At 61.3% G+C, this 23,872-nt stretch carries 23 protein-coding genes; 12 read left to right on the top strand and 11 right to left on the bottom strand.

The features are described 5' to 3' along the window. Positions 1 to 29 precede the first annotated feature (29 nt). The 5 genes from HMPREF2822_RS07405 to HMPREF2822_RS07385 form a co-directional block, all read right to left on the bottom strand. A complete protein-coding gene (locus tag HMPREF2822_RS07405; RefSeq protein WP_070523094.1) occupies positions 30 to 1,676 on the bottom strand; it encodes a solute symporter family protein in 1,647 nt (548 codons plus the stop codon). 3 nt (positions 1,677 to 1,679) lie between these two features. Beyond that, entirely contained in the window at positions 1,680 to 2,024 is a 345-nt protein-coding gene (locus HMPREF2822_RS07400) for a DUF485 domain-containing protein (RefSeq protein WP_070523091.1), read from the bottom strand. A 434-nt stretch (positions 2,025 to 2,458) separates the two neighbouring features. Continuing rightward, on the bottom strand, positions 2,459 to 3,316 hold the full coding sequence (locus HMPREF2822_RS07395) for an aldo/keto reductase (protein WP_070523088.1): 858 nt from the start codon (positions 3,314 to 3,316) through the stop codon (positions 2,459 to 2,461). Positions 3,317 to 3,480: 164 nt separating this feature from the next. After that, positions 3,481 to 3,837 carry an FKBP-type peptidyl-prolyl cis-trans isomerase gene (locus HMPREF2822_RS07390; RefSeq protein ID WP_010187736.1) on the bottom strand — a complete coding sequence of 119 codons (357 nt, stop codon included), beginning with the start codon at positions 3,835 to 3,837 and terminating at the stop codon, positions 3,481 to 3,483. A 172-nt stretch (positions 3,838 to 4,009) separates the two neighbouring features. Then, entirely contained in the window at positions 4,010 to 5,302 is a 1,293-nt protein-coding gene (locus HMPREF2822_RS07385; protein WP_083299257.1) for a citrate synthase, read from the bottom strand. Between the two features lie 151 nt (positions 5,303 to 5,453). On the opposite strand from HMPREF2822_RS07385, the gene serC reads away from it, so the two are divergent. The 3 genes from serC (at position 5,454) to HMPREF2822_RS07370 (ending at position 8,758) form a co-directional block, all read left to right on the top strand. Further along, complete coding sequence (serC, locus tag HMPREF2822_RS07380) at positions 5,454 to 6,584, top strand: phosphoserine transaminase (RefSeq protein WP_070523086.1); 1,131 nt, start codon at positions 5,454 to 5,456, stop codon at positions 6,582 to 6,584. A 154-nt stretch (positions 6,585 to 6,738) separates the two neighbouring features. Then, a complete protein-coding gene (gene sepH, locus HMPREF2822_RS07375) occupies positions 6,739 to 7,914 on the top strand; it encodes a septation protein SepH (protein ID WP_070523082.1) in 1,176 nt (391 codons plus the stop codon). Between the two features lie 13 nt (positions 7,915 to 7,927). Beyond that, positions 7,928 to 8,758, top strand: coding sequence for a DUF6928 family protein (locus HMPREF2822_RS07370; RefSeq protein ID WP_070523079.1), 831 nt, complete (start codon positions 7,928 to 7,930; stop codon positions 8,756 to 8,758). Here HMPREF2822_RS07370 and HMPREF2822_RS07365 read toward each other — a convergent pair. The 3 genes from HMPREF2822_RS07365 to HMPREF2822_RS07355 all read right to left on the bottom strand — a co-directional run bounded on the left by HMPREF2822_RS07365 (position 8,710) and on the right by HMPREF2822_RS07355 (position 11,735). After that, positions 8,710 to 9,531 carry a TrmH family RNA methyltransferase gene (locus HMPREF2822_RS07365; RefSeq protein ID WP_070523069.1) on the bottom strand — a complete coding sequence of 274 codons (822 nt, stop codon included), beginning with the start codon at positions 9,529 to 9,531 and terminating at the stop codon, positions 8,710 to 8,712. The genes HMPREF2822_RS07370 and HMPREF2822_RS07365 overlap by 49 nt on opposite strands. A gap of 44 nt (positions 9,532 to 9,575) precedes the next feature. After that, the gene (locus tag HMPREF2822_RS07360; protein ID WP_070523067.1) at positions 9,576 to 10,979 is read right to left on the bottom strand and encodes an NCS2 family permease; all 1,404 of its coding nucleotides are present in this window, start codon (positions 10,977 to 10,979) and stop codon (positions 9,576 to 9,578) included. 126 nt (positions 10,980 to 11,105) lie between these two features. Beyond that, positions 11,106 to 11,735: a DUF3027 domain-containing protein gene (locus HMPREF2822_RS07355; protein WP_319803319.1), complete on the bottom strand. Its 630-nt coding sequence runs from the start codon at positions 11,733 to 11,735 to the stop codon at positions 11,106 to 11,108. A gap of 56 nt (positions 11,736 to 11,791) precedes the next feature. On the opposite strand from HMPREF2822_RS07355, the gene HMPREF2822_RS07350 reads away from it, so the two are divergent. Together HMPREF2822_RS07350 and HMPREF2822_RS07345 are read left to right on the top strand one after the other, a co-directional pair. Further along, on the top strand, positions 11,792 to 12,697 hold the full coding sequence (locus tag HMPREF2822_RS07350; protein ID WP_118790694.1) for a glutaminyl-peptide cyclotransferase: 906 nt from the start codon (positions 11,792 to 11,794) through the stop codon (positions 12,695 to 12,697). 11 nt (positions 12,698 to 12,708) lie between these two features. Beyond that, positions 12,709 to 13,290, top strand: a complete 582-nt coding sequence (locus tag HMPREF2822_RS07345; protein ID WP_070523059.1) for a DUF2771 domain-containing protein — start codon at positions 12,709 to 12,711, stop codon at positions 13,288 to 13,290. Between the two features lie 127 nt (positions 13,291 to 13,417). On the opposite strand, the gene HMPREF2822_RS07340 is transcribed toward HMPREF2822_RS07345, so the two are convergent. After that, positions 13,418 to 13,798 carry a cold-shock protein gene (locus tag HMPREF2822_RS07340; protein ID WP_070523056.1) on the bottom strand — a complete coding sequence of 127 codons (381 nt, stop codon included), beginning with the start codon at positions 13,796 to 13,798 and terminating at the stop codon, positions 13,418 to 13,420. Positions 13,799 to 14,322: 524 nt separating this feature from the next. On the opposite strand from HMPREF2822_RS07340, the gene HMPREF2822_RS07335 reads away from it, so the two are divergent. Continuing rightward, positions 14,323 to 14,973, top strand: a complete 651-nt coding sequence (locus HMPREF2822_RS07335; RefSeq protein WP_070523053.1) for a resuscitation-promoting factor Rpf1 domain-containing protein — start codon at positions 14,323 to 14,325, stop codon at positions 14,971 to 14,973. Positions 14,974 to 15,074: 101 nt separating this feature from the next. Here HMPREF2822_RS07335 and HMPREF2822_RS07330 read toward each other — a convergent pair whose 3' ends face one another. Next, a complete protein-coding gene (locus HMPREF2822_RS07330) occupies positions 15,075 to 16,031 on the bottom strand; it encodes an ABC transporter permease (protein WP_232748464.1) in 957 nt (318 codons plus the stop codon). Positions 16,032 to 16,143: 112 nt separating this feature from the next. Here HMPREF2822_RS07330 and HMPREF2822_RS07325 point away from each other — a divergent pair, with 112 nt between their 5' ends. Beyond that, positions 16,144 to 16,746, top strand: a complete 603-nt coding sequence (locus tag HMPREF2822_RS07325) for a TetR/AcrR family transcriptional regulator (RefSeq protein ID WP_232755625.1) — start codon at positions 16,144 to 16,146, stop codon at positions 16,744 to 16,746. Positions 16,747 to 16,887: 141 nt separating this feature from the next. On the opposite strand, the gene HMPREF2822_RS07320 is transcribed toward HMPREF2822_RS07325, so the two are convergent. Continuing rightward, positions 16,888 to 17,073 (bottom strand): hypothetical protein, encoded by a 186-nt coding sequence (locus HMPREF2822_RS07320; RefSeq protein WP_070523044.1) that lies wholly within the window; start codon positions 17,071 to 17,073, stop codon positions 16,888 to 16,890. Between the two features lie 93 nt (positions 17,074 to 17,166). Here HMPREF2822_RS07320 and HMPREF2822_RS07315 point away from each other — a divergent pair, with 93 nt between their 5' ends. The 5 genes from HMPREF2822_RS07315 to HMPREF2822_RS07295 all read left to right on the top strand — a co-directional run bounded on the left by HMPREF2822_RS07315 (position 17,167) and on the right by HMPREF2822_RS07295 (position 23,744). Continuing rightward, positions 17,167 to 19,269 (top strand): helicase-associated domain-containing protein, encoded by a 2,103-nt coding sequence (locus tag HMPREF2822_RS07315; protein ID WP_070523104.1) that lies wholly within the window; start codon positions 17,167 to 17,169, stop codon positions 19,267 to 19,269. Positions 19,270 to 19,306: 37 nt separating this feature from the next. After that, complete coding sequence (locus HMPREF2822_RS07310) at positions 19,307 to 20,944, top strand: DNA repair helicase XPB (RefSeq protein WP_070523042.1); 1,638 nt, start codon at positions 19,307 to 19,309, stop codon at positions 20,942 to 20,944. A 4-nt stretch (positions 20,945 to 20,948) separates the two neighbouring features. Continuing rightward, positions 20,949 to 21,587 carry a DUF3239 domain-containing protein gene (locus HMPREF2822_RS07305; RefSeq protein WP_070523039.1) on the top strand — a complete coding sequence of 213 codons (639 nt, stop codon included), beginning with the start codon at positions 20,949 to 20,951 and terminating at the stop codon, positions 21,585 to 21,587. Beyond that, positions 21,588 to 22,718, top strand: a complete 1,131-nt coding sequence (locus HMPREF2822_RS07300; RefSeq protein WP_070523036.1) for an aminotransferase class I/II-fold pyridoxal phosphate-dependent enzyme — start codon at positions 21,588 to 21,590, stop codon at positions 22,716 to 22,718. 69 nt (positions 22,719 to 22,787) lie between these two features. Next, complete coding sequence (locus HMPREF2822_RS07295) at positions 22,788 to 23,744, top strand: hypothetical protein (protein ID WP_070523033.1); 957 nt, start codon at positions 22,788 to 22,790, stop codon at positions 23,742 to 23,744. Positions 23,745 to 23,872 lie beyond the last annotated feature (128 nt).

Here is a 23,872-nt window from a genome sequence, read left to right as displayed (position 1 = left end):
GCCGACCGAAACGGAGTGATTGAGGCGCTTTAGTGATCCACCGGAGCCTCAACGCCCACGCCGGTCAGGGAGCGGACTTCCATCTCGGCGGACAGCTCGTCCAGGTTATCCGGCGGGGTCATGATGGAGACGATCCAGCCTGCGAAGAAGGCCAGCGGGATGGTCACCAGGCCCGGGGAGGACAGCGGGAAGATGGACCAATCAGCGTTCGGGAACATCGAGGTCGGGGTACCAGATACCGCCGGGGACAGGAAGATGAGCACCAGGCAGGAGATAACACCGGTGTACATCGATGCCACGGCACCCGCGGTGTTGAATCGACGCCAGTACAAGGAGTACAGGATGGTCGGCAGGTTGGCCGATGCCGCCACCGCAAAGGCCAGGGAGACCAGGAAGGCCACGTTCTGGGTCATGGCCAGAATGCCCAGAATGATGGCGACGATGCCCAGGACAACCACGGTGATCTGGGAGACCCGGACCTGCTCAGCCTCGGTGGACTCGCCGTTGCGGATAACGGAGTGGTAGATGTCGTGCGCGATGGAGGCCGATGCAGTAATGGCGAGGCCAGCGACGACAGCCAGAACGGTAGCGAAGGCCACCGCAGAAATGACCGCCATGAAGATGGAGCCACCGATTTCCAGGGCCAGCAGCGGTGCCGCGGAGTTTGCACCACCCGGTGCGGCGAGGATGCGGTCCGGGCCAACCAGGGCGGCAGCGCCGTAGCCCAGAACCAGAGTCATGAGGTAGAAGGCACCGATGATGACGATGGCCCAGGTAACGGAGCGGCGAGCCTCGGTCGCGGTCGGCACCGTGTAGAAGCGCATGAGAACGTGCGGCAGGCCACCAACACCGAGAACGAGGGCGATGCCCAAGGAGATGAAGTCGAGTTTGGTGGTGAGGTTCTTGCCGTACTTCAGGCCCGGCTCCATGATCTGGGAGGCTTCATAGCCGCCCTCCTTGATGGCTTCGGAATTAGCGTGCATATCAATCGCCTGGGTAAAGAGTGCGCTGAAGCCCCCCTTCAACAAGACAAAGGTGAGGATGCACATGATGACCACGCCGGTTACCAGGAGCACGGCCTTGATCATCTGCACGTAGGTCGTACCCTTCATGCCGCCAACAAGAACGTAAACGATCATGAGGATGCCCACGATGCCGACGACGACGGCCTGCCACTTGAAATCGTGAATATTCAGGAGCACGGCCACGAGGGAACCTGCGCCGGCCATCTGCGCGATGAGGTAGAACAGCGACACGAACAGGGTCGAAATCGCAGCTGCCACGCGCACCGGGCGCTGCTTAAGGCGGAAGGACAACACGTCCGCCATGGTGAAGCGGCCAACGTTGCGCATCGGCTCCGCGACGAGCATCAGCGCAACGAGCCAGGCGACGAAGAAGCCGACCGAGTAGAGGAAGCCGTCGTAGCCGTTGAGCGCAACGGCGCCGACGATGCCCAGGAAGGACGCGGCGGACAGATAGTCGCCAGAGATAGCAAGGCCGTTTTGCCGGCCGGAGAAGCTACCACCGCCGGTGTAAAAGTCAGAGGCTTCCTTCGTGGACTTGCCGGCGCGAAGCACCACGTACATGGTGACGACAAGGAAGGCGGCGAAGACTGAGATATTCAGAATCGGGTTGCCGGCGGAGGATTCCGCTGCGGCCAAGGTTATGGTCTGCATTGTTTAGCCCTCCAGTTCCTGGCGAATGGCCGCTGCTTGCGGCTCGATGTTCTTGTTGGCGTAGTTGACGTAGATGTACGTGATGATGAAGGTTGTCAGGAACTGGGCTAGGCCGAAGACAAGGCCAATGTTCCAACCGCCACCAAGTTCTATGGCCATGAAGCTGGGGGCAAAGACCGCAGCCAGCACATAGAGGACGTACCACACAAAGAACGCCACAGTCATGGGGAAGGTGAATTTGCGGTACGCGCTGCGCAGCTTGGCAAACTGCGGGCTGTCACGCATCTCGATGAACTCTTGCGGCGTAGGTTCGCGGCGCGAGTTAATCGAAGCAGGTGCGTCAGTCATGTCGCTCTCCTTACAAGGGGTCTTTTCTCCACAAACCGCGGTGAGAGACAAGAGGTAGTGTCTTCAATCACGTTTTGCCTTGCACAGTAAGTTACCTAACCGCTCTTGCAAGGTTGTAAATCCTGCCAAGAAAAGTTAATAACATACACTTTCGCTACCCCCTACCCTTGCAACTACAAGGGATTTCTATCTCGCTGCTAGCACCCCCACAGGAGATTCCAAAGGAAGAATCTAATTTAGCAAACCGAAACTTCACAGAGTCTTTCACAGATCTTCACTCCCCCACCCCTCACGATTCCCACTTCCCTGGGTACGCAACAAAGCCCGCCTTCAGCGTCCTCCCCTCTCCCCTAACGATGTAGAAAGAAAGAGCAAGGCGCTGAAGGCGGGCTCCACCGCTCGCGGGCGTTTGGTTACGCCCCACGTGTTTCGGCTTAGGCGCCAGGGAACTCTCGCGGGTCCTTGAACATACGGCCAAAGCCTTCCTGGCCATCAAGCGCATCAAGAGCCGCTACGTCTTCGGAAGTAAGCTCAACCTCTGCGGCAGCGAAGTTTTCTGCAAGGCGCTCCCGGCGGCTGGACTTCGGGATAACAGAAATCCCCTTGCTCAGCAGGTACGCCAACACCGCCTGTCCGGCAGTGATGCCATGCTTTTCGGCGACGGACTCAACCACCGGGTTGTTGAGCACAACGCCGCGCGCCAACGGCGACCAAGCCTCCGTCACGATGCCGTGCTTGGCATGGAATTCGCGCAGCTCCGGCTGAGTGAAGCCCGGGTGCAGCTCCACCTGGTTGAGAACCGGGACGATACCGGTCTCATCAATCAGGGTTTGCAAGGTTTCCTCATAGAAGTTGGCCACGCCAATCGACGCAATCTGACCCATGCCCTGCATGCGGGCAATCTCCTCGAACGTCTCCACATAGAGCCCACCCTGCGGCCACGGCCAGTGGATGAGGTAGAGGTCAAGGTAGTCCAGCTGCAGTTTGTCCAAGGATTCACGGAAGGCTTGGCCTACCTTGTCCTTACCGTGATGGTCGTGCCAGACCTTGCTGGTGATAAACAGCTCATCCCGGGTTACGTCACCGGCCTTCATGGCCTCATTCAGTGCCTGCCCAAGTTCTTCTTCATTCTCGTACAGAGTCGCAGTATCGAAGTGGCGGTAGCCCAGATCGATGGCTTCACGCACGGAGCGGATGAGATCCTCTCCGCGCAGCTTGTAGGTTCCGAGACCCATCAGCGGCATCTCGCGGTCATCATTGAACGTGGTTTGTGGGACACTCATGTCCCCCATTGTGCCGCACTTTAACTCCCTGTGGGGGCGAAGCATAGCTCCTCAGCGCTTTAATCCGAACCTACGCACGCGAAACGCCCTGCTCGGCCGTGCAGTAGCGCACGGCCGGGCAGGGCGTCATTGAGGGAAACAGAAAGGGCTAAGCCCTTTCCTTGCCCTTTCCTTTAGGCGCGAATGAGATCGATGACGAAGGTCAGCGTGCGACCCGACAGCGGGTGTGCGCCACCGGCCGGGCCGTAGGCCTTCTCCGGCGGGATGACCAGCTTGCGGCGGCCGCCCACCTTCATACCCGGGATTCCTTCCTGCCAGCCGGCGATGAGGCCAGTCAGCGGGAACTCGATGGACTGGCCACGACCCCATGAAGAGTCGAACTCCTGGTTCGTCTCGTAGTCAACACCAACGTAGTGGACCTCAACGAAGCCGCCCGGCTGGGCTTCGGCACCGTCACCCACCACGATGTCTTCGATGACAAGGTCCTGGGGAGCAGGCTCCGTTGCCGGCTCAATTACGGGCTTTTCCATTGGGGATTATCCTCCTTGGATTACTTTCTTCTTTGCTGGCCGCATACGCGTGGGCCGAGCCACAACGTTCCCCAGTATAAGCGGAGATGAGAGGCTCGGCCCTAGAAACCCAGCGTATGGGCTATACGTCAAGCCACGGCGGCCTGTTAAAGACCACCGTTCAGGCTACCGTTTAGCGCTCGCTACGCGGGGTGACCTTACGCAGGGTCTCGCCGGTGTAGATCTGGCGCGGACGGTTGATCTTGGTGTTGAGCTCAAGCTGCTCGCGGTACTGAGCAATCCAGCCCGGCAGGCGGCCGATGGCAAAGAGGACGGTGAAGAAGTCCGTCGGGAAGCCCATGGCGCGGTAGATCAGGCCGGTGTAGAAGTCGACGTTCGGGTAGAGCTTGCGGGAGACGAAGTAGTCGTCGTTCAGCGCAATCTCCTCAAGCTTCATAGCCAGGTCCAGCATCGGATCGCCACCGAGGTGATCGATGATCTCGTGAGCGGTGTCCTTGACGATGGCCGCGCGCGGGTCGTAGTTCTTGTACACGCGGTGGCCGAAGCCCATGAGGCGAACGCCCTTTTCCTTGTTCTTCACGCGGTTCATGAAGTCGGTTGCGTCACCACCGTGGTTGTTCTGGATATCCTCGAGCATCTCCAGAACAGCCTGGTTAGCACCACCGTGCAGCGGGCCGGACAGGGCGTTGATACCACCGGCGATAGCAACGAACAGGTTGGCCTGAGCGGAGCCGATCATGCGGACGGTGGAGGTGGAGCAGTTCTGCTCGTGGTCAGCGTGCAGGATAAGGAGCTTATCCAGAGCCTTGGCCACGATCGGGTCGACCTCATAATCTTCAGTCGGGTAACCAAACATCATGCGCAGGAAGTTCTCGCGCGCGTTGAGCTTGTTATCCGGGTACATGTAGGGCTTACCCTGCGATGCGCGGTAAGCATAAGCGGCCAACATCGGCACCTTAGCCAGCAGGCGGACGGTTGCCTTATCCAGCTGCTCCTCATCCAGCGGGTTGAGCTGGTCCTGGTAGTAGGCGGAAAGAATGTTGAGGGAGGAGGCTAGAACAGCCATCGGGTGCGCGTTGCGCGGGAAGATGTTGAAGGCTGCCTTGAAGTCCTCATCCAACAGGGTGTGGTGACGGATCTCGTTGTTGAACTTGGACAGCTCATCCTCGGTGGGCAGGTGGCCCTTGATCAACAGGTAAGACACCTCGTTGAAGGTGGCGTTCTCAGCCAAGTCCGCGATGTCGTAGCCGCGGTGGCGGAGGATGCCTTCCTCACCATTAATAAAGGTGATCTTGGATTCGGTAGAGCCGGTAGACGCATAGCCCGGGTCAAAGGTGACTAGGCCGGTCTCGTTACGGAGCTTGCCAATATCGAAGCCGGAGTCACCCTCCGTGGACTGCTTAATGTCCATCTCGTACTCGCCGCCGGGGTACTGCAGTACAACCTTGTTCTTTTCAGAAGCCACGTATATTCCTTTCCTCAATGTTCAACGCCGACCGCAGCCGGCGCGACAGATCTAAACCTCTTCACACTCTAGCAAAACCTGTGACTCTGCCAACATTGGCAATCCTGGCAAAGTATCTAATGCGCGAACGAAATTAGGCTACACTGCCCACATGAGCAACTCAGAACTCGTCCTGCCAGCAGATCTCCTCCCCACCGACGGCCGCTTTGGCTGCGGGCCCTCGAAGGTCCGCCCCTCCCAAATTGAGGCAATCACCGCGGGTGCCAGCACCATCATTGGCACCTCGCACCGCAAGCCAGCCGTCAAGAACCTCGTCGGTTCCATCCGCGAAGGGCTTTCCGAGTTGTTTTCCCTGCCAGAAGGCTATGAAATTGTCCTCTCCCTTGGCGGTGCCACCGCGTTTTGGGACGCGGCGACCTTCGGCCTGATTGAGAAGAAATCCGCCCACCTCAGCTTCGGCGAATTCTCCTCTAAGTTTGCTAAAGCCGCAGCCGCCGCCCCCTGGCTCGACGCCCCGCTCGTCACCGAAGCCGAGGTCGGCACCGCACCTGATCCGAAGGCAGCTGATGCCGAAGGCGCCGACATCATCGCGTGGGCCCACAACGAAACTTCGACTGGAGCCATGGTTCCGGTGACCCGCCCCAACCCCGAAAACGCGGAGCAGCTCGTCGTCGTCGACGCCACGTCCGGCGCCGGCGGCCTGCCCGTGAATATGTCGGATGCCGACGTCTACTACTTCTCCCCGCAGAAGTGCTTCGCTTCCGACGGCGGCCTGTGGCTGGCGGCCATGTCCCCGGCAGCCCTCGAGCGCATCGAGAAGATTAACTCCTCCGATCGCTTCATCCCACCCTTCCTCAACCTGCAGACCGCCGTGGACAACTCCCGCAAGAACCAGACCTACAACACCCCAGCTGTGGCCACGCTGCTCATGCTGGAGAATCAGGTGCAGTGGATGAACGCCAACGGCGGCCTCGACGGCATGGTCAAGCGCACCACGGAGAACTCCTCCATCCTGTACAACTGGACAGAGTCCCGCCCGGAGACCACCCCCTTCGTGGCCGAGCCTGCCGCACGTTCCCTCGTGGTGGGCACCATCGACTTCGAGGACTCCGTCGACGCAGCTGCGGTTGCCGCGACGCTGCGCGCCAACGGCATTCTCGACGTCGAGCCTTACCGCAAGCTGGGCCGCAACCAGCTGCGAGTGGGCTTGTTCCCGGCGATCGACTCCGCGGACGTCACCAAGCTCACCAAGGCTATCGATTACGTTTTGGACAACCGATAGCCTTCGCCCGCCACTCCTTGCACCACGCAACAACTTTGTTTGCACCTATTTGTTGAGTCATACAACATGCCCCGCGCTCTTGCCAGAGTTCGGGGCATGTTCTGGGTAAAGTGGATTTCATCACATGTCCGCTACCAGGCTAAGGAGCGCCATCATGCGCGAGATTTTCCTCGCACCCAGCGACTCAACTGACACCTCGCTCGTCCTCCGGGCCGAGGATGGTGAGGAGTTCTTCCTCGAGGTCACCGACGAGCTTCGCGAGCTTTTCGCTCCCGCCGACTCCGCCGACTCCGACTCCGCGAAAGAGGCATCCGACCACACCACGCACGAGGCCGGGAACGCCACCGACGATTCCTCCCCCACTTCTGCACAGGCTTCGCGCTCTGCTGGTTTGCACACCGTGATGCCATCTTCTGGTGGCTCCCCTTCCTCTCCGCAGACTCAGCACACGCAGCAGGCGCAAGAAATCCGCCTGCGCCCCAATGAGATTCAAGCCCGCATCCGCGCCGGTGCCAGCGCCGCTGAGATCGCCGAGGAGCTCGACGTTCCGGAATCCCGCATCGAGCCTTTTGCGCACCCGGTGCTTTTGGAGCGGGCGCGCATTGCGGACGTCGCCAAGCAGGCGCACCCCATCCGCGAGGATGGCCCGGCCAAGCTCACCCTGTGGGAGATCCTGGCCACCGCATTCGCCGCACGTGGGCACTCGCTGTCGGAGGCAACATGGGACGCCTACCGCCATCAAGGTGAACCGTGGATCCTGCGCATCACGTGGAAGACGGGGCTTTCCGCCAACGAAGCGGAGTGGACCTTCAAGCAGACGATGTCCTCCCCGGCCACGGTGGAGGCACGCAATTCCGTGGCCGCAGACCTGACGGACCCGGACTTCGTGCAGCCGGTGCGTTCGCTGACCTCCGTGGGCCGTGGCGAGCGCTATGACGAAGCCATCGATGGGTGTGACTACGCCGAGGGCCGAGAGGTCAACGAGGACGCGCGCGCTGGAGCCCCCGGCGTAACGGAACTGTCTTCCTACACCGGCAACGCAAATGAGAACACTGAGGCGGAGGCCGACGTCACTGCCGAGCCTTCCGTGCTTCCCTCCCCGCGCGGTGGGGAGCACCCCGCCGAAACCGGCGCCGATGAAAACGCAGATGCCCGCGACGAGGGCGCGGCGGCACAGCCGGAGGAGAAGGAATCGGGCGTAGACGAGGACTTCCTCCAGAACCCGGATCCGGAACCCAAGCCTGCCAAGCGCCGCCGCAAGGCCGTCACCCCGCACTGGGAGGATGTGCTGCTCGGCGTTCGTTCCTCTACCAAGCGCCCCCGCGATTAACGAGTAGCCTGCCGTGGATACCCAAAGCGCCGTTCTCACTCTCTGGTACGTCACCGCCGCCGATCCCGCCGAGGTTCTCCGCGGAGAGCCCAAGGCTGACCGCGGTTTCGGCCGCAAGTTTCTCGCTCAACTCAACCCCTCCCTACCGGTAACGCCTATCGGGCAGTTCCCCCTAAACCGTTCCGCCGAACCCGGCGCGAGCGAGTTCTACATCGGCGGCTACCCCGGTGTGGCCGTCGTGCAAACCATCATCCATGATGACCAGCTGATCCTCTCGCAGCTCTCCCGCACCCTGCGCGAGGCCGTGCCGGCAGAGGAGATTTACGCCTTCACCTCTAACCCAGAGACTGGCTATGCCGGCTTTGCGCACTGGACGGGCAGCCGCCTGCGGCGCTCCCTGTGTGGAACGCGCTTTAACCTCTACGAGGATCATGGCCTGCCCGAAACCTTTGAGGCCCCTTACTGGGCCGGGGAGATGGACGAGCCCGCAGGTGGGATTGCCCTGCCCTTCGAGCCGCTCACCATCACCCAGGCAGCCCAAGAGTTCTGGCTGGGCATCGAAGTGGGCGAAGATGGCCCAGACGTGGACGTCGTGGGCTATGCCACCGACGGCCGCCCCGAGCCCAAGGTCGATACTCCCCCACCGCGCCGCACCGTGGCTGAGGTGGCCACAACCTCAGTGGCGAAGCTGGGGCTCAACGATTATGACGACTATGAAGAGCACGACCTCGAGCCGGAATCCACCGGCGAAGAGATTGTCCGCACCGCCAAGCACCTCGGCGGACTCGTGCGCCGCTATGCGGTGTCGACGTCACGGAGCCTCTGGGAACGCTGGCGCTCGTAGAAGGCAATTGCCGCCGACGTCGCCACGTTGAGGGAATCCGTGCCCTCCGCCATGGGGATACGCGCCCTCACATCGGTGGCGCGCATGGCATGCTCGGTCAGGCCTGGGCCCTCCGCGCCAACCAGCAGCGCCACCTTCTCCGCCCCCTCCAGGGCGTCGGCGATATGCACGGCCTCCGGATGCGGGGTCAGCGACACCAGCCTGAAGCCTTGGTCGCGCAGCTTCTCCAGCCCGCGCTGCCAGGTGGTAAAGCCGCCATCGAACCGAGCCCAGGGCAAACGCAGCACGTGCCCCATGGAAACGCGCACCGAGCGCCGGTAGAGCGGATCCGCAGCTCCCGAGCCTAAGAGGATGCCATCAACATCCATGCCCGCGGCGTTGCGGAAGAGCGAGCCGATGTTCTCATGATCACCCACACCTTCCATGATGGCCAGGGTGCGAGCGCCCTCAATGACTTCATCCACGGTCCAGGCCTCTGCGCGGTCGGCTGCGGCAACCAGCCCGCGGTGCATGTCGAAACCTGTGACCTCCCCCAACGTTGCTCGAGTGACCTGATAGACGGGAATATCGCCAACATCGTGGTTCGCTAGGAAAGTGTCGAGCTTTCCTTCAAAGCCGATGATGCAGCGCACCGGGAATCGTGAGGCGAGCAGGCGCTCCACGCACAGTGGGCCCTCACCAAAGACGAAACCCTCGCCGGACTTGTCCGCGTGCTTGAGATCGCGGATATCGTCCAGGCGAGGGTCTGTGGGGTCATCGATGACAAAACGCATGGCCCCTAGTTTAGGCACAGGGCCGCGTGCTCACCCCAGGCGGGCTAAGCCAGCAGCGAGCTGATGGGCTCCATGGCGAAGTAGACCACGAAGAGGGCGGCCACGAGCCACATGATCCAGTGCACCTTCTTGGCTTTGCCGGCAAAGGTAGCCATCAGGGCATAAGCGATGAAGCCCACACCAATACCGTTAGCAATGGAGTAGGTAAAGGGCATGACCACGATGGTCAGGAAGGCCGGGATGGCCTCCTCCATGCGGTTCCACTCGATGTCCTTGAGCTGTGCCGCCATCATCACGCCCACGACGACGAGGACGGGGGCCGCTGCCTCAATGGGCACGATCTCGTAGAGCGGGGTGAGGAACATGGCCAGCAGGAAGATCACACCGGTCACTACGTTGGCCAGGCCGGTGCGGGCACCGTCACCGATGCCGGCCGCCGAATCCGCAAACACCGTGTTGGAGGAGACCGAACCGGCGCCACCGGCAACGGCGCCAAAGCCCTCAACCACCAGGGCGGTCTTCATCTCCGGAAGGTTGCCTTTCTCGTCCACGAGGTTGGCTTGCTTGCCCAGGCCGTTCATGGTGCCCATGGCGTCGAAGAAGTTGGTGAGCAGCAGGGTGAAGATCAGCAAGACCGTGGAGACCACGCCGAGTTTGGTAAAGGCGCTGATCGGATCGACCTGGCCCACAATCGAGAGATCCGGCAGACCACCCAAGGAACTGGGCACCTCCGGAGTGGCCATGCCCCAGTCCTCGGAACCGGTCAGCGCCTGAATGATCATGGCGATGATGGTGGTAATGACGATGCCGATGAACAGTCCGCCGCGGACCTGACGGATGACGAAGAAGGCGGAGAGAATCAGGCCCACGACGAAGACGAAGGCCGGCCACGTAGCGATCGAACCGTTAACGCCCAGGCTCACCGGAACTGTGGTCATCGCGGCATCCGGGACGCGGGTGACAAAGTGACCATCCACGAAACCGATGAGCGCGATGAACATACCAATACCCACGCCCATCGCCGCCTTCATGGAGGCCGGGATGGCATCGAAAACGGCCTGGCGGAAGCCAGAGATGGCCAGCAGGACGATGATGATGCCTTCGATGACGACGAGGCCCATCGCCTCGCGCCATTCCAGGCCGTTGAGGGAAACCATCGTCACGGCGACGAAGGTGTTCATACCCAGGCCCGCAGCCATGGCGAATGGGTAACGGGCGATCATGCCGAAGGCGATGGTCATGACGCCGGCCACCAGTGCGGTGGCGGCGGCGACCTGCGGGATGCCCAGGGTGGTACCGGCAGCGTCAGCGGACGTGCCCAGGATGAGAGGGTTGAGGAGGATGATGTAGGCCATCGCGAAGAACGAGACCACGCCGGCGCGGACCTCGGTTCCCACGGTGGATCCGCGTTCGGAAATCTTGAAATAGCGATCGATAGCTGCGTTCATCGTGAGAGAGCGCCCCTTCTATCTAGAGAAATGAAGTTTTACCTGCTAAGGGTGCTCCATCCAGGTACTAAAACGCAAACCCCGCACGCTGCGTCGTTGCTGCGTGCGGGGAGCAAGGCGAGCCTCTTAAAAGATCGGCTTCTCATCATCAAAGGGACGCTCCTGCTCCGATCCCTCCTCACGGATGGTCGTGCCGGAATGCGCACCACAGCCATAGGTGGCGTGCACCACTTTCCCATCCGCCGAGTATTCATTGGCACAGACACCATAATTAGGCATCAGCTCGAGATAGAAAGCACAGGTTTTGCACTGCAGCTGCGCCTGCGCCGCCATCTCCGAATTAGGCCCATACTTCTTGCGCCAGCGCTCTTTGGCTTCCTTGAGGCCTGCCTCGGAAAGCTTCCCTTCATCAAGCCTTTCGTCATCGGGCGCGGGCGGCATGAGGTCGCCCGGGCCAAGGTCCCCTGGGCGCAGGCGCTCGGAATAGGGCACCCACTCGGGTGCTTGGAGGGCCTGGCCGCCGGGAACGAGCGCGACCTCGTTAACGGTCGGTGTGCGCGAGCCCTCCGCGCAGGCGACGACAGCATGCCACTCCCACCCCGGATAGCCCGGCACGTGGGCGTCGAAACGGTGAGTGGCCACGTTGCGGCCTACTCCGGCAACGCCGCGGTGCTTGCCGACGTCCCCCTCACCTACCTCTTCCACAGCCCGGCGCGCCAAGTCGACGGCGGTCGAGTCGAGAAGCGGGGAATGCATCTTTTTCTTGCGAGTCACCCTCCCATTATTAATCACGCACCAAGGCATAGTGCACAATGACAGTCATGGCCCTCCCGCACCTCACTCTCGCATCTCGCGCACTCGCTGCAGCTCTCTCCGCCGGCGCTCTCCTCGCACCGCTCACGTCGTGTTCCTCCCAACCCGCAGGCGATCGCGCGGTGTCGCCTGCCTCTTCGGTGTCGTCTGCCTCTTCGACGTCGTCTTCCTCGTCGAAGGGGGACGGTGGGACGTCGCCAAGCGCACGCTCCCCAGAGCGCTTGGGCGTTACCGTCCTGGACACCGTACCCCTGCCGCCCGATACCTTTACCCAGGGCCTGGAGGTTGACCCCGATGGCAACCTGCTGATCGGCACCGGGCTCAACGGCAAGTCCCGCCTGCTGCGCCTCAGCCCGGATGCAGAGGCCCCGCAAGAGGAAACCTCGCTTGAAAGCTCATTCTTCGGCGAGGGAATCACGCAGACCGACGCCGGCATCTGGCAGCTGACCTGGAAATCCGGGACAGCTTTCCTGCGGGATTCCGCCACCTTCGAGGAACTGGACCGCGCTAGCTATGACGGCGAGGGCTGGGGCCTGTGCAACGCGGGATCCGAACTCATCCTGTCCGACGGCTCCGCCAAGCTGCGTCACCTGGATCCGAAGACCTTCGCAGAGCTCGGCCCGCGCACCGAAGTCACCCTCGACGGCTCCCCCGTGGATAACCTCAACGAGCTTGAGTGCGTCGATGGTGCGGTCTATGCCAACGTCTGGATGAGCGAGGATATCCTGCGCATTGACCCGGAATCCGGCGCTGTCACCGCCGTGATCGATACCGCAAACCTCAACCATTCCCCTTCTACGGATCCCAACGCCGTCCTCAACGGCATTGCCCGAATCCCGGGCACCGACGAGTTTTGGATCACCGGCAAGCTCTGGGATGAGCTGTACCGGGTGCGCTTCGAGTAGGATTCTCAGCCATGGCTACCGTGAAGCAAGCAAGGAAGAAGTCGCTGCTGCAGTTTCTGGTGCTCATCATCGCCGTGGCGGTCATCGTCGTGGCGGTGGTGCTGTTCCAAAAGTGGAGGAATGACCGCCCGGGCCCCGAGCCACAGGACGTCACCATCACGGCTACGGTGGGCTCCGACACCCTTGACGTTGCACCCTATAGCGTCTGCGAGCCTGGCACCGACTGCAAGGAAGGCGAGGTTCCCAACCTCACGGTGGGCCCCGATGACACCCTGAAGTTGGAGATCCCCGAGGCCATCTCTAACCACGAGTGGTCCGTGCTGTCCATCTATGATGACCCGGCCGCCAATGACAGCACCTCTCACGGCGCCAACGAGACCACCTCGCTGGATATCCCCGGCTCTGTGCCGCCGATTGAGGCCTCCACCGGTGAGCGCCCCAAGCTGATGGTGGTGGAGATTTCCACGCTCATGATTGGCCACGATGCCAATGGCGAGGAAACCCCGATGCAGACGGTGTGGTCCCTGTCCACCATGACGGATGAAGAACTCAAGGAGTCCAAGGCCACGGGCGACGCGCCAGCTGAGAAGTAGCGCCCCTGCCCCACCGATCGACAAAGTGCCCTAGCTGCCAAACTTAGGGCTGATCATTGAAAAATCAGCCTAGCTTTTGGCAACTAGGGCACTTTTCAGTCATCGGCCTACGAATGTAGGCCGCCCCTTAGCTATCCAAGTCCTTGGCAATAGCGCGCAGAATCTCCGCCACCTGACGGCCGGTCTTGCGATCTGGGTAGCGGCCCTGGCTCAGCACAGGCTGTACTTGGGTTTCGAGCAACGTCATGACGTCGGAAAGCATGCTCGACAGCTCCTCCGGCTTGCGGGCCGGGGTACGGCGGCGCGGGGAATCAAGGACCTTCACGCGCAGCGCCTGCGGGCCGCGACGGCCAGCAGCGAAGTCGAACTCGATTCGCTGGCCTTGATACAGCTCATCAACACCCTTGGGCAGCACGTTGCGGCCAACGTAGACGTCTTCATCGCCGGGGTTGCTGACAAAGCCGAAGCCCTTGTCCGCGTCATACCACTTCACTTTGCCGATAGGCATGGTTCTTCACTCACTTTCTTTCCGTCTCTCCTCTTATGAAAGCTTAGGCGCTGCCATGCGCCAGGCCTATAGGCCGCAAGCATTCCGGGACGAGGAGACGCGGCGTAATTAATACTGAAGCGGCCGCGCGGAGGAACTATCCGTGGAACTTATAAAGAGATACATCTTAACCTCCCCACGCTCCGCCAGAGAAACTTGCCCCAGGGTTCACCCCATCAACCACACCCATAACATGCGTGATGTAGCTAACATTGCCGCCGCGAACAGGGGAAACATAGATAAATTGCCATGATTGTTACCGTTTTGGAGCATTTAACGTGACTGTTTCGTTATAAACCGCTACTCTTTCCCACAGGCACTTCGGCCACCGGCCGTGGAAGTCTCGCCCCAGACACAGTCCGGGCTTCCACTAGGCGGCCGCACATGATGTGCATGACTATGAACATCAACTGCAAGACACTATGCCGGACTGGGCATCATCTGGGCGCGAGAAAGCAAGAACAACCTAGAGAAGGAATACTTTAATGGGACGCCACTCCGCTAAGAACAAGTCCATCGCCACCAAGTTTGCCGCCTCCACCGTTGCCGTGGGCGCCGCCGCAGCCATCATGGCACCGAACGCTGCCGCTGCACCGGATTCCGATTGGGACCGCCTCGCGCAGTGCGAGTCCGGCGGCAACTGGGCCATCAACACCGGCAACGGTTACCACGGCGGCCTGCAGTTCAACGCTCAGACCTGGCAGGCCTACGGCGGCGGCGAGTTCGCTCCGACCGCTAACCTGGCAACCCGCGAGCAGCAGATCGTTGTTGCTGAGCGCACCCTGGCACAGCAGGGTTGGGGCGCATGGCCGGCTTGCTCCGCAAGCCTGGGCCTGAACTCCGCCCCGACCCCGCGTGATGCAAGCGCAGCCGCAGCCCCGGCCGAGGAGAAGACCGCTCCGGAGGCTCCGGCTGACGCCCCGCAGGCCGTTCAGGAGGCCGCTGAGGAGCCCACCGATGAGCTGGCTTCCGACGCCCTCTACTCCCTCATCCAGGACACCGCCACCCAGTACGGCCTGACGATCCCGGCATCCTTCACCGAGCAGTACAAGGCAAACCGCCACGACTTCAACGCCTTCTACTCCGCCAACCGCCACGTCATCGACCCGCTGGCACAGGTTCTGGCTGCACGCTAAGCAGCGCGCAGCGCCGTGCAAGCACGGCACATCGAGGCAAAACTCTAACTACATAAAAAGAGACTGGATGGTGTCCTCCATCCAGTCTCTTTTGGTTTTGCTTAAACCTTTTCCTCAACGGCAACGTCTTCCTTAGCGCGCGACCTATCGAAGGCCAGCAACACTAGACCGACAACGATCCACAGCCCCAGTGCCCACCACGCATGGACGGCACCATTGCCATCAAAGAAGGACAGTGAACGGACCAAGTGGCCCGTCGCGCCGATGGGCATCCACTGCCCCAGCGTCGACCACCCGGCAGGAAGCAGCCATGGTCCCGTCGCCAGACCCGACAGCGGGTTCGCCAGGAAGATGGTCGCCACAGCACCGATTCCGATGCCCGCGGCCCCCATCACTCCCGCGAGGCCGGCGGTTACCGCAGAAGTCGCAAGGATACCCGCTGCGATGGCCATCCACTCGGCAGCGAAGCTGCCACCGAGGGTTCCATAAACCGAGTGCAGCATCCACGTAGCAATAAGCGCACCCACCAGCGCGATACCAACGAGCACTCCCATCTTGATCCACTTCTTACCACGGAATGCAAAGGTGGCAATGACAGCGGAAATAATGCCACCAAAAGCTAGCGGAAGGCCAAGCAATGCAATGCCGCTTGCCTGCGGGTCCTCCTTCGTCGTCGGTGCCAGCTCCCGCTTCTCCACGGTCATCCCCTGAGCCTCGAGCTGGCTCGCAAGACCGTCAACCATCGCAACGTAGGGAGCACCATTTCCCGCGGCCGTGAAAGCATTCGCGCCCTGAGGAGAGATAGCGAGGCCGCCAACAGCCTCACGCTGTAGCACCGCGTCTCGCACCTCCGCCTCGCCGTGCTTCACGACGATCTCCGGGGCCTCATCCCCAGCCGCGCTCTCAATCTTCTGCGAGATGCCATCGAGCATGGGCTCCGGTACAGAGACCGCAATCGGCACTCCGGCTGGCCCGGATGCAAAGGTGGGCGCCAAGAATGCCCACAGCATGAGACCGATAACGATGGGGATCCCCACGATGGCAGCTATCGATTTCACAGCAACCGATGGCTGCTTTCTTTCCCGACTTTTCACCGCTGACATTACATAGCCTCCAAACGGAACAGGATGTTTCACTTACAAAGTGGAGCATAGTGTTCCGTTTGATATGATGCAAGCCGTGAGACAAGATGCAGCAGAAAACAAGCAAGCCATCGTCGCAGCAGCCAGGCAGCTGCTCATCTCCGAGGGACCGGGCGTATCCATGCGCTCAATCGCCAACAAAGCTGGCGTGGGCGTCGCCACGGTCTCACGCCACTTCCCCGAGCGGCTCTCCCTCATCGTTGCCATCACCAGCGCGGAGGTAGCGAACATCAAGGAAGAGGTGGACAGCCACCTGCAAGGCTTCGACGAGGACCCCGAAGGCACCTGGCGCGATATCATTCATCGCATCGCCGGCCTTAACTTCGCCGCGGTTGTTCAAGCTGCGGCAGCCGAAATGAACACTGCTGCGTTCTCAGACGATGACGCGCAGAAGATCGCTGCCCATCGCACAGCAGAACTGAAATCGATCTACCAACCGATGATCGAACTCGCGCGGCAAGCAGGCCTCTGCCCCGAGTCCCTCACCCCACTCGAACTTCACATCGGCATCGGTCTCATCACCCGCCCGCTGCCCAGAACGCCAGTGAGCACCGACTACCTATCAGGTATACAAGCCCAGCTCATCGATACGCTGCTCGACGGCTTTAAAGCCCAAGCCCGTGCCGACTAGTTCCCGTGCCGACTAGTTGAGGCGCAAGTACATTACAAACACGTATAGCCCCACCGAGGAGAACATTCTCGGAGGGGCTGAAAGCAGGCCAGTCAGGCTCAGCACATTCGCTAAGTGAAGCGCAGATTTCTGCGCGCCAACTTAGCGGTTGATGCGGGTGTACGGGTGTACGTAGTTCAGCTTCTCTGCCGGCATCGGCAGAATCAGATCGTCACCATACGGGCTGGATGCGCCAGCAAACGGTGCAGTGATCTCAGTAATGACGTGCTCGCGGGGGCTGTTCTTCGGCCAAGCCGGGGATACGAAGCCTTTGTTCTCATTCGACATGCTCCTTATTATTCCAAACCCTGCGCCGAAAAGTAACTTAATCACCCAACGAGGGCCCCATCCCTCCCCCGCCTACTAAACTTGATGGCCATCATGACCTCCCCCTCAAACCGCGCCCACGTCACCGAGAGCTACCGCGAATGGCTCAGCCAACTACCCGCTGAAGACTTACGCGCCCTGCTGAGTAACCGCAGCGATGTTCTCTCCCCCGCACCGAAGGACTTCGACGCGCTGGCCTCGCGCCTGCCACTTCCGATGCACGTCGCGGATGCCTTGGCGGCAAGCAACGCCGAGCAGCTCGCCGCCTTGGAGGACATCGCACAACGCGGCGGCGAAGTCGACATGGTGGAAGACACCAACCCGGCAATCACGAAACAGCTCAAGGAGCGCGGCCTCGTCTTCGGCAACGCCCCGCAGGTGCGCATCGTCACCGCCGTCATGGGCTCGCTTCCCACCGGCTGGTCGCTGCGCAATCAAGTCGAGTTCGACGCACAAGACATCGAAGCGCTCACTCCAGAAGAGCGCCACATCCTCGACGCTTTGGCCAAGGGCGATGGCGTGGGATACACCACTGACACCGAGCCGGATATCAACTCTGACGACCCCGCCAAGCGCCTGCTGGCCAAAGGTTTCTTGGAGCGCATCAATGCCCACTCGGTACGCCTGCCGCGCGCGCTCGCCCGTGCACTGGTTGGGGACGCAACCCCGCCCATCCCCACCACTCCTTCAGGACGCGCCGGCACCCCGGAACCGGATTCAAAGGCAGACGACGCCGGTGCCGCGGCGGGCCTCGAGGCCGTGCGCGGCATGGAGAGGCTCATCGAGTTGCTCGGTAGCCACCCGGTCGCGCTGCTCAAGGATTCTTCGGTGGGCGTTCGCCCGCTCAACCAGTTGGCGAAGGACCTCGACTTGGATAAAGAAGAAGTCGGGCGGCTTATTGCTCTAGGACACCACGCCCGGCTTCTCCACCGCGGCGAACCTGATGGCTTAGAGGGCCATTTCCTCGCCCCCACCACCGGCTCCCAGGACTGGCTCGAGGCCGATCTCGGGGAGAAGTGGCGCATTCTTCTCGACGCCTGGCGTACCTCCCCCTGGGCCACATGGAGCGATACTCGGGTGCTCGCAGACGACAGCGCAGTGCGCCGCCTGCCGCGCTTCCGTAGCTTCGTCCTGGGTGTCTACGCTCACTCCGCCGTCGCGCTGAACAGCGAAGAGTTCTGGGAGGATCTGCGCTTTCGCTCCCCTCTCTTTGCCAGCCACACGCGCACGCTGACCATTGAGAATCTGCGCGCCGAAGCCGAATGGATCGGTGCCATTGCACTGGGCAAAGCCACCCGCGTGCTGGCTGATTCCGCCGCGGCCGCCAGCCTCGTCCCCGATACCGTCAGCGAATTCATCATCCAACAAGATCTCACCGTCCTCGTGCCCGGCCCCCTTGAGCCAGACACGCACCGCACCCTCGCCTCCCTGGCGGACCTCGAATCCCCAGGCTTGGCCAGCGTGTACCGCATCAGCGAGTCCACCATTCGCCGTGGCATGGACCAGGGTCTGACCGCCCAGGAAATGACCGACTTTTTGGAAACGCATTGCCCGACGGGCGTGCCGCAGGCGTTGGGGTTTGCCATCGGGGACGTCGCCAAGCGCCATGGCACCCTCCGCAGCGGGCCAGCGCTCTCGTACCTTCGCAGCGAGGACCCCGCGCTGCTGGAGCTTGCCGTCGCATCCGTTCCCGGTCTGCGCCTGCTCGCGCCCACCGTCGCGGTATCGCAGCTGCGCGTGGGCGAGTTGCTGGAGAAGCTGCGAGCGAAGGGCCTATCCCCCACCCCGGAGGATGAATCCGGCGCTTCCCTTACCGTCGCCCCCGAGCCCTACCTTTTGCCCACGCCCCGCACGAAGCCGCGCAAGCGCGAGCCCGCCTCGGTGGAGCAGGCGCTTCAGGCTTTGCAGAAGTCAGCGCAGGATCCGAGCCAACACCAGGAGGAGGAGCCAGATCCGCTCACTCTGGCCCGCGCCGCCGCGCGCTTCCACGCCGATATCGTGATTTCCCATGCCGATAAAAGCGGCGATATCCGCACCGTGACTGTGACACCACTCTCCGTTGAGGGCGGCTACATTGATGCCCTAGGCGCAGCGGGCAAACCCGTGCGCTTCCCGGTTCACCGCATTTCCTCCGTCCGCTTCACTGACAGGGATTAAGCCCTTCCCTAACGCACAGAGTAGAAAGGCCCCAGACATGCCCGGACCGCTCATCGTCCAATCGGACAAGACTGTCCTCCTCGAGGTGGATCACCCGCAAGCCGACGCAGCCCGCGCGGCACTCGCGCCCTTCGCCGAGCTGGAGCGCGCGCCCGAGCACATCCACACCTATCGCATCACCCCGCTAGCCCTGTGGAATGCGCGTGCCGCCGGGCACGATGCTGAGCAAGTCGTCGACGTCTTAGAGAACTACTCCCGCTTCCCGGTGCCGCAGGCGCTGCTGATCGACGTCGCTGAGACCATGTCGCGCTATGGCCGCGTGCGATTGTTGGCGCATCCGGCCCACGGTCTCATCCTCGAATCGGACGAGCCCGTCATCCTGGAGGAGCTCACGCGCACCAAAAAAGTCAGCGAACTTCTGGGCCCGCGCATTGATGACAACACCATCGCCGTGCCGCCCTCCGCACGCGGGCGGCTCAAACAAGAGCTGCTCAAAGCCAGCTGGCCCGCCGATGACCGCGCCGGCTATGTCGACGGCGAATCCCATCCCATCGCGCTGAGTACGGAGGAGGTGGACTGGCAACTTCGCGATTATCAGCAGTACGCCGCCGATTCCTTCTGGTCCGGTGGCTCCGGCATCGTGGTCCTGCCCTGTGGCGCGGGCAAAACCATCGTGGGTGCTGCCGCCATGGCTAAAGCACAGGCCACCACGCTCATCCTCGTGACCAACACCGTGGCCGGGCGCCAATGGCGCGATGAGCTGCTGCGCCGCACCAGCCTCACACCCGAGGAGATCGGTGAGTACTCGGGTGAGAAGAAGGAAATCAAGCCCATCACCATCGCCACCTACCAGGTGGTCACCCGCAAGACCAAGGGCGAATACCGCGCGCTCGAGCTCTTCGATTCCCACGACTGGGGCCTTATTATCTACGACGAAGTGCACCTCCTGCCTGCCCCCGTTTTCCGCATGACCTCCGACCTGCAATCGCGCCGCCGCTTAGGACTGACCGCCACACTCATCCGCGAGGACGGCCGCGAAGGCGATGTCTTTTCGCTCATCGGTCCCAAACGCTATGACGCGCCGTGGAAGGAGCTGGAATCCGCCGGCTATATTGCCACCGCGGACTGCGTGGAGGTGCGCGTGGACATGACACAGGAGGAGCGCCTGCTCTATGCCACCGCACAAGCACGGGAGAGGTACAGGATTGCGGCGTCGGCAGGCGCGAAGCTGCGGGCCGTCGACAAGCTGTTGAAGAAACATGAAGGTCAGCAGGCACTGATCATCGGCGCCTACGTGGACCAGCTAGAGGAGCTCGGTGAGCACCTAGGCGCGCCCGTCATCGACGGCAAGACCTCCACCGCCAAGCGCGAAAAGCTCTTCCAGCAATTCCGCGAGGGCGTAATTCCTACCCTGGTGGTCTCCAAAGTCGCGAACTTCTCCATCGACCTGCCCGAAGCCGCCCTGGCCATCCAGGTTTCCGGCACCTTCGGCTCCCGTCAGGAGGAGGCCCAGCGTTTGGGCCGCCTGCTGCGCCCGAAGAAGGATGGTCAGGAAGCAACCTTCTACACGTTGGTGGCGCGCGAATCGATCGACGCGGAATATGCCATGCACCGCCAGCGGTTTTTGGCCGAGCAAGGTTATGCCTACCGGCTGGTGGACGAAGTAGACTTGTGAGCTGATGAAGATTTTCAAGTTTGACGTCAACGAAGACTTTGCCAAGAAGAACAACGAGCTCCTGCGTGATTCCTCGCGCCTGCGCAATTCCGGCCTCATCATGGGCTTGGTTCTTATCCTCGGTGCCCTCGCCGTTTACTTCGGCATGGATGCCGTCTGGCGCATCACGCTGGCCGTCGGCATGGTGCTCTTCGGAATCTTTTGCGCCGTTGTTGGCATCATGGCCTCGCGAAAGGTCGGCACGGCGCAAAAGCTCTATGACTCTTATCCGCTTGCCCCGGCCGTGGTAGCGGAGGTCAACGAGCGCGACATGGTCCTCATGGCCTTGGTGAACACCAATGTTGACCCGAAGGCGCCGCCGCGGTGGGGCGCATGCCTGCGCACGGTCACGAGCATTCCAGGCATCAAGCGCACCGTGGGAACTAAGGTCCCGGTGGCCGCTGTTTCCGGCCAGCGCAGCAGCAGCGATAAAGACCATTGGCAGCAGATCACCCCGATGCCAATTGCTTGGGGCACCCCGGACGCGGAGACCGTGACGATTGCACGCAAGTCCATTCCGGAGGATCAGTGGCAGCGCCTGGAGCGCGCACGCAAGCGTCTGACTGACGTCAAGGCTACGAAGTACGATCTGTTGGTGCTGTAAATGACTGTTCACAGGCTTCAAGAATTTGGCGAAACCATCTTTGCCACCATGACCGCGCTTGCCGTGGAGCATGACGCGGTGAACTTGGGCCAGGGTTTCCCCGATAGCGATGGCCCACGGCGCATGCTGGAGATTGCCCAGGAGAATATCGCCGGCGGAAACAACCAATACGCTCCCCTACGCGGGGTCCCGGAGCTGGTCAGCGCCATCGCGGAGACCTACTCCGTGCCGCAGGATCACGTCGTGGTCACCGCCGGTGCTACCGAGGCCATCACCGCAACAGTCTTGGGCCTCGTGGAGCCCGGCCAAGAGGTCATCGTCCTCGAGCCTTATTACGACGCCTATATCGCCGCCATCGCGCTTGCCGACGCCACCCGCATCCCCGTCCCCTTGAAGGAATCCGGCAACAGCTGGGACATCGACGTTGCTGCGGTACGTGCGGCCGTGACCGATAAGACCGCCATGGTCATCATCAATACCCCGCACAACCCGACCGGCTCGGTCTTCTCCCGCGAGGCACTCACCGAGCTTGCCGAGCTCTGCGTGGAGAAAGACCTCCTTGTGTTGGCCGATGAAGTCTACGAAAACCTCACCTTAGGCAGCGCCGAGCACGTCAGCATCGCCTCCCTGCCGGGGATGGCCGAGCGCACCGTCACGGTGTCTTCTGCCGCCAAATCCTTCAACTGCACCGGGTGGAAGACCGGCTGGGCCATTGCGGAGCCTAAGCTTCTCGACGGCGTCATCAAAGCCAAGCAGTTCACCACCTTCGTCTCCACCACGCCCTTCCAGCCCGCCGTGGCACATGCCCTGCGCTATGAACAAGAATGGCTGGATGGCATGGTGTCTGAGCTTGCAGAGTGCCGCGGCATCCTAGTGGAAGGGCTAGAACAGTTGGGCTTCCACGTCCACGACACCGGCGGAACCTACTACGTGGTTGCCGATGTCTCCCCCACCGGAATGACCGGCGTGGACTTCTGCATGCAGCTGCCCGCAACAAAGGGTGTGGCAGCCATCCCGCTGGCCGCCTTCACGGACAACCCAGAGCCGTGGAAGTCCAAGGTTCGCTTTGCCTTCTGCAAGCGTCCGGAGATCATCCGCGAAGCGGTGCGCCGTATGATGCACAATTGCTAGAAAAGCTCTCCGGGGCTTTATCACCAGCGTCCCCGACCGGAACGGGGCAAACTCTGTATTGTGGCTCACATGTCACAGCAACATTATGAATACGGCTTTGGCTCTCCCACAGAGAGATTCGAGCTGGCGGTACGTCATTCATTCGTCACAGACCCAACCATCAAAGAGCAGAACGTCGAGTCCATTACCTTCTTCGCCGTCTGGCAAAAGGCCGCCGGGTTTATCTACGTCAATGTCGCTGAAATCACGGGTGCACCGCCCTTTGACAGGGTTCTGCGTTATAGCGAAGCGCACGAACGCATTCACCAGAATCTGTTGCTAGACCTCTTTCCGCCCAACTTTGCGGGTGAACTGCATGGCCTGCAGCAAGCACAGGAGGCTTTCAACGCAAGCAACATCGTGGCAACGTTGCTGGTCGTGCGCTATGACTACAAGCTGGATAGCTTTACGTATGACCGGAAAGACTACCCCGACCACTACACTCCGCCGAGTAACCTCGAGGAGCTCTCTCCCATTGCACAGGATTTGAAAGACCAGAGCCACAAGAACGCACAATCTGGCCAGTTCTCCTACCCGGCTTTGGACTACGCCATACCACCCGCAGCCTATGGGAATGGCACCAACGGCGACGATGGAGGATTAGTCAAGCAACTCATCAACGACGTCAAACCATCCATTCAACTTTTCAACCAGACCTCCAGTGGAGACTGGGACGGTTTCGCCATAAACTTTGTCGTGCGCAAGGCAACGGGCGGTACCTCCCTCCGCCAAGTTGATGCGATTTTCTGCTGGAATAACGGCAGCTATCGCATCGCCCCTATCCCTCGCCGCGAGGTCCACAAAAGTGCAGTTGCGCTCGTCGAGCAACAGTCCTACGGGCAAGAATTCGAACTAGCGGTCATCCGCCTCAAATACCGTCAAGAGGACGGCTTTGCACTAAGGATCGAGTGGAACGGTGAGGCTATCCCATTTGTTGGTTCTCCGTTGAACAGCAAGAGCTTGGTTCATAACGAATGGCCCTTGTAATGGGAGTCCGCGGCGATACGACCTAGCTACGGCTCGCGTTTTGGAAAACGCCTGAAGGCCCTAGACATCACACGACGTCTAGGGCCTTCAGGCTTGTTGTATTGAGTTGTTTGTTGTTGTTTGGTGTC

It is taken from the genome of Corynebacterium sp. HMSC062E11, assembly GCF_001811845.1.
Classification (GTDB): Bacteria; Actinomycetota; Actinomycetes; order Mycobacteriales; family Mycobacteriaceae; genus Corynebacterium; species Corynebacterium hesseae.
The sequence above is the reverse complement of the archived record's forward strand: the minus strand, read 5'-3'. Positions and strand labels throughout refer to the sequence as shown.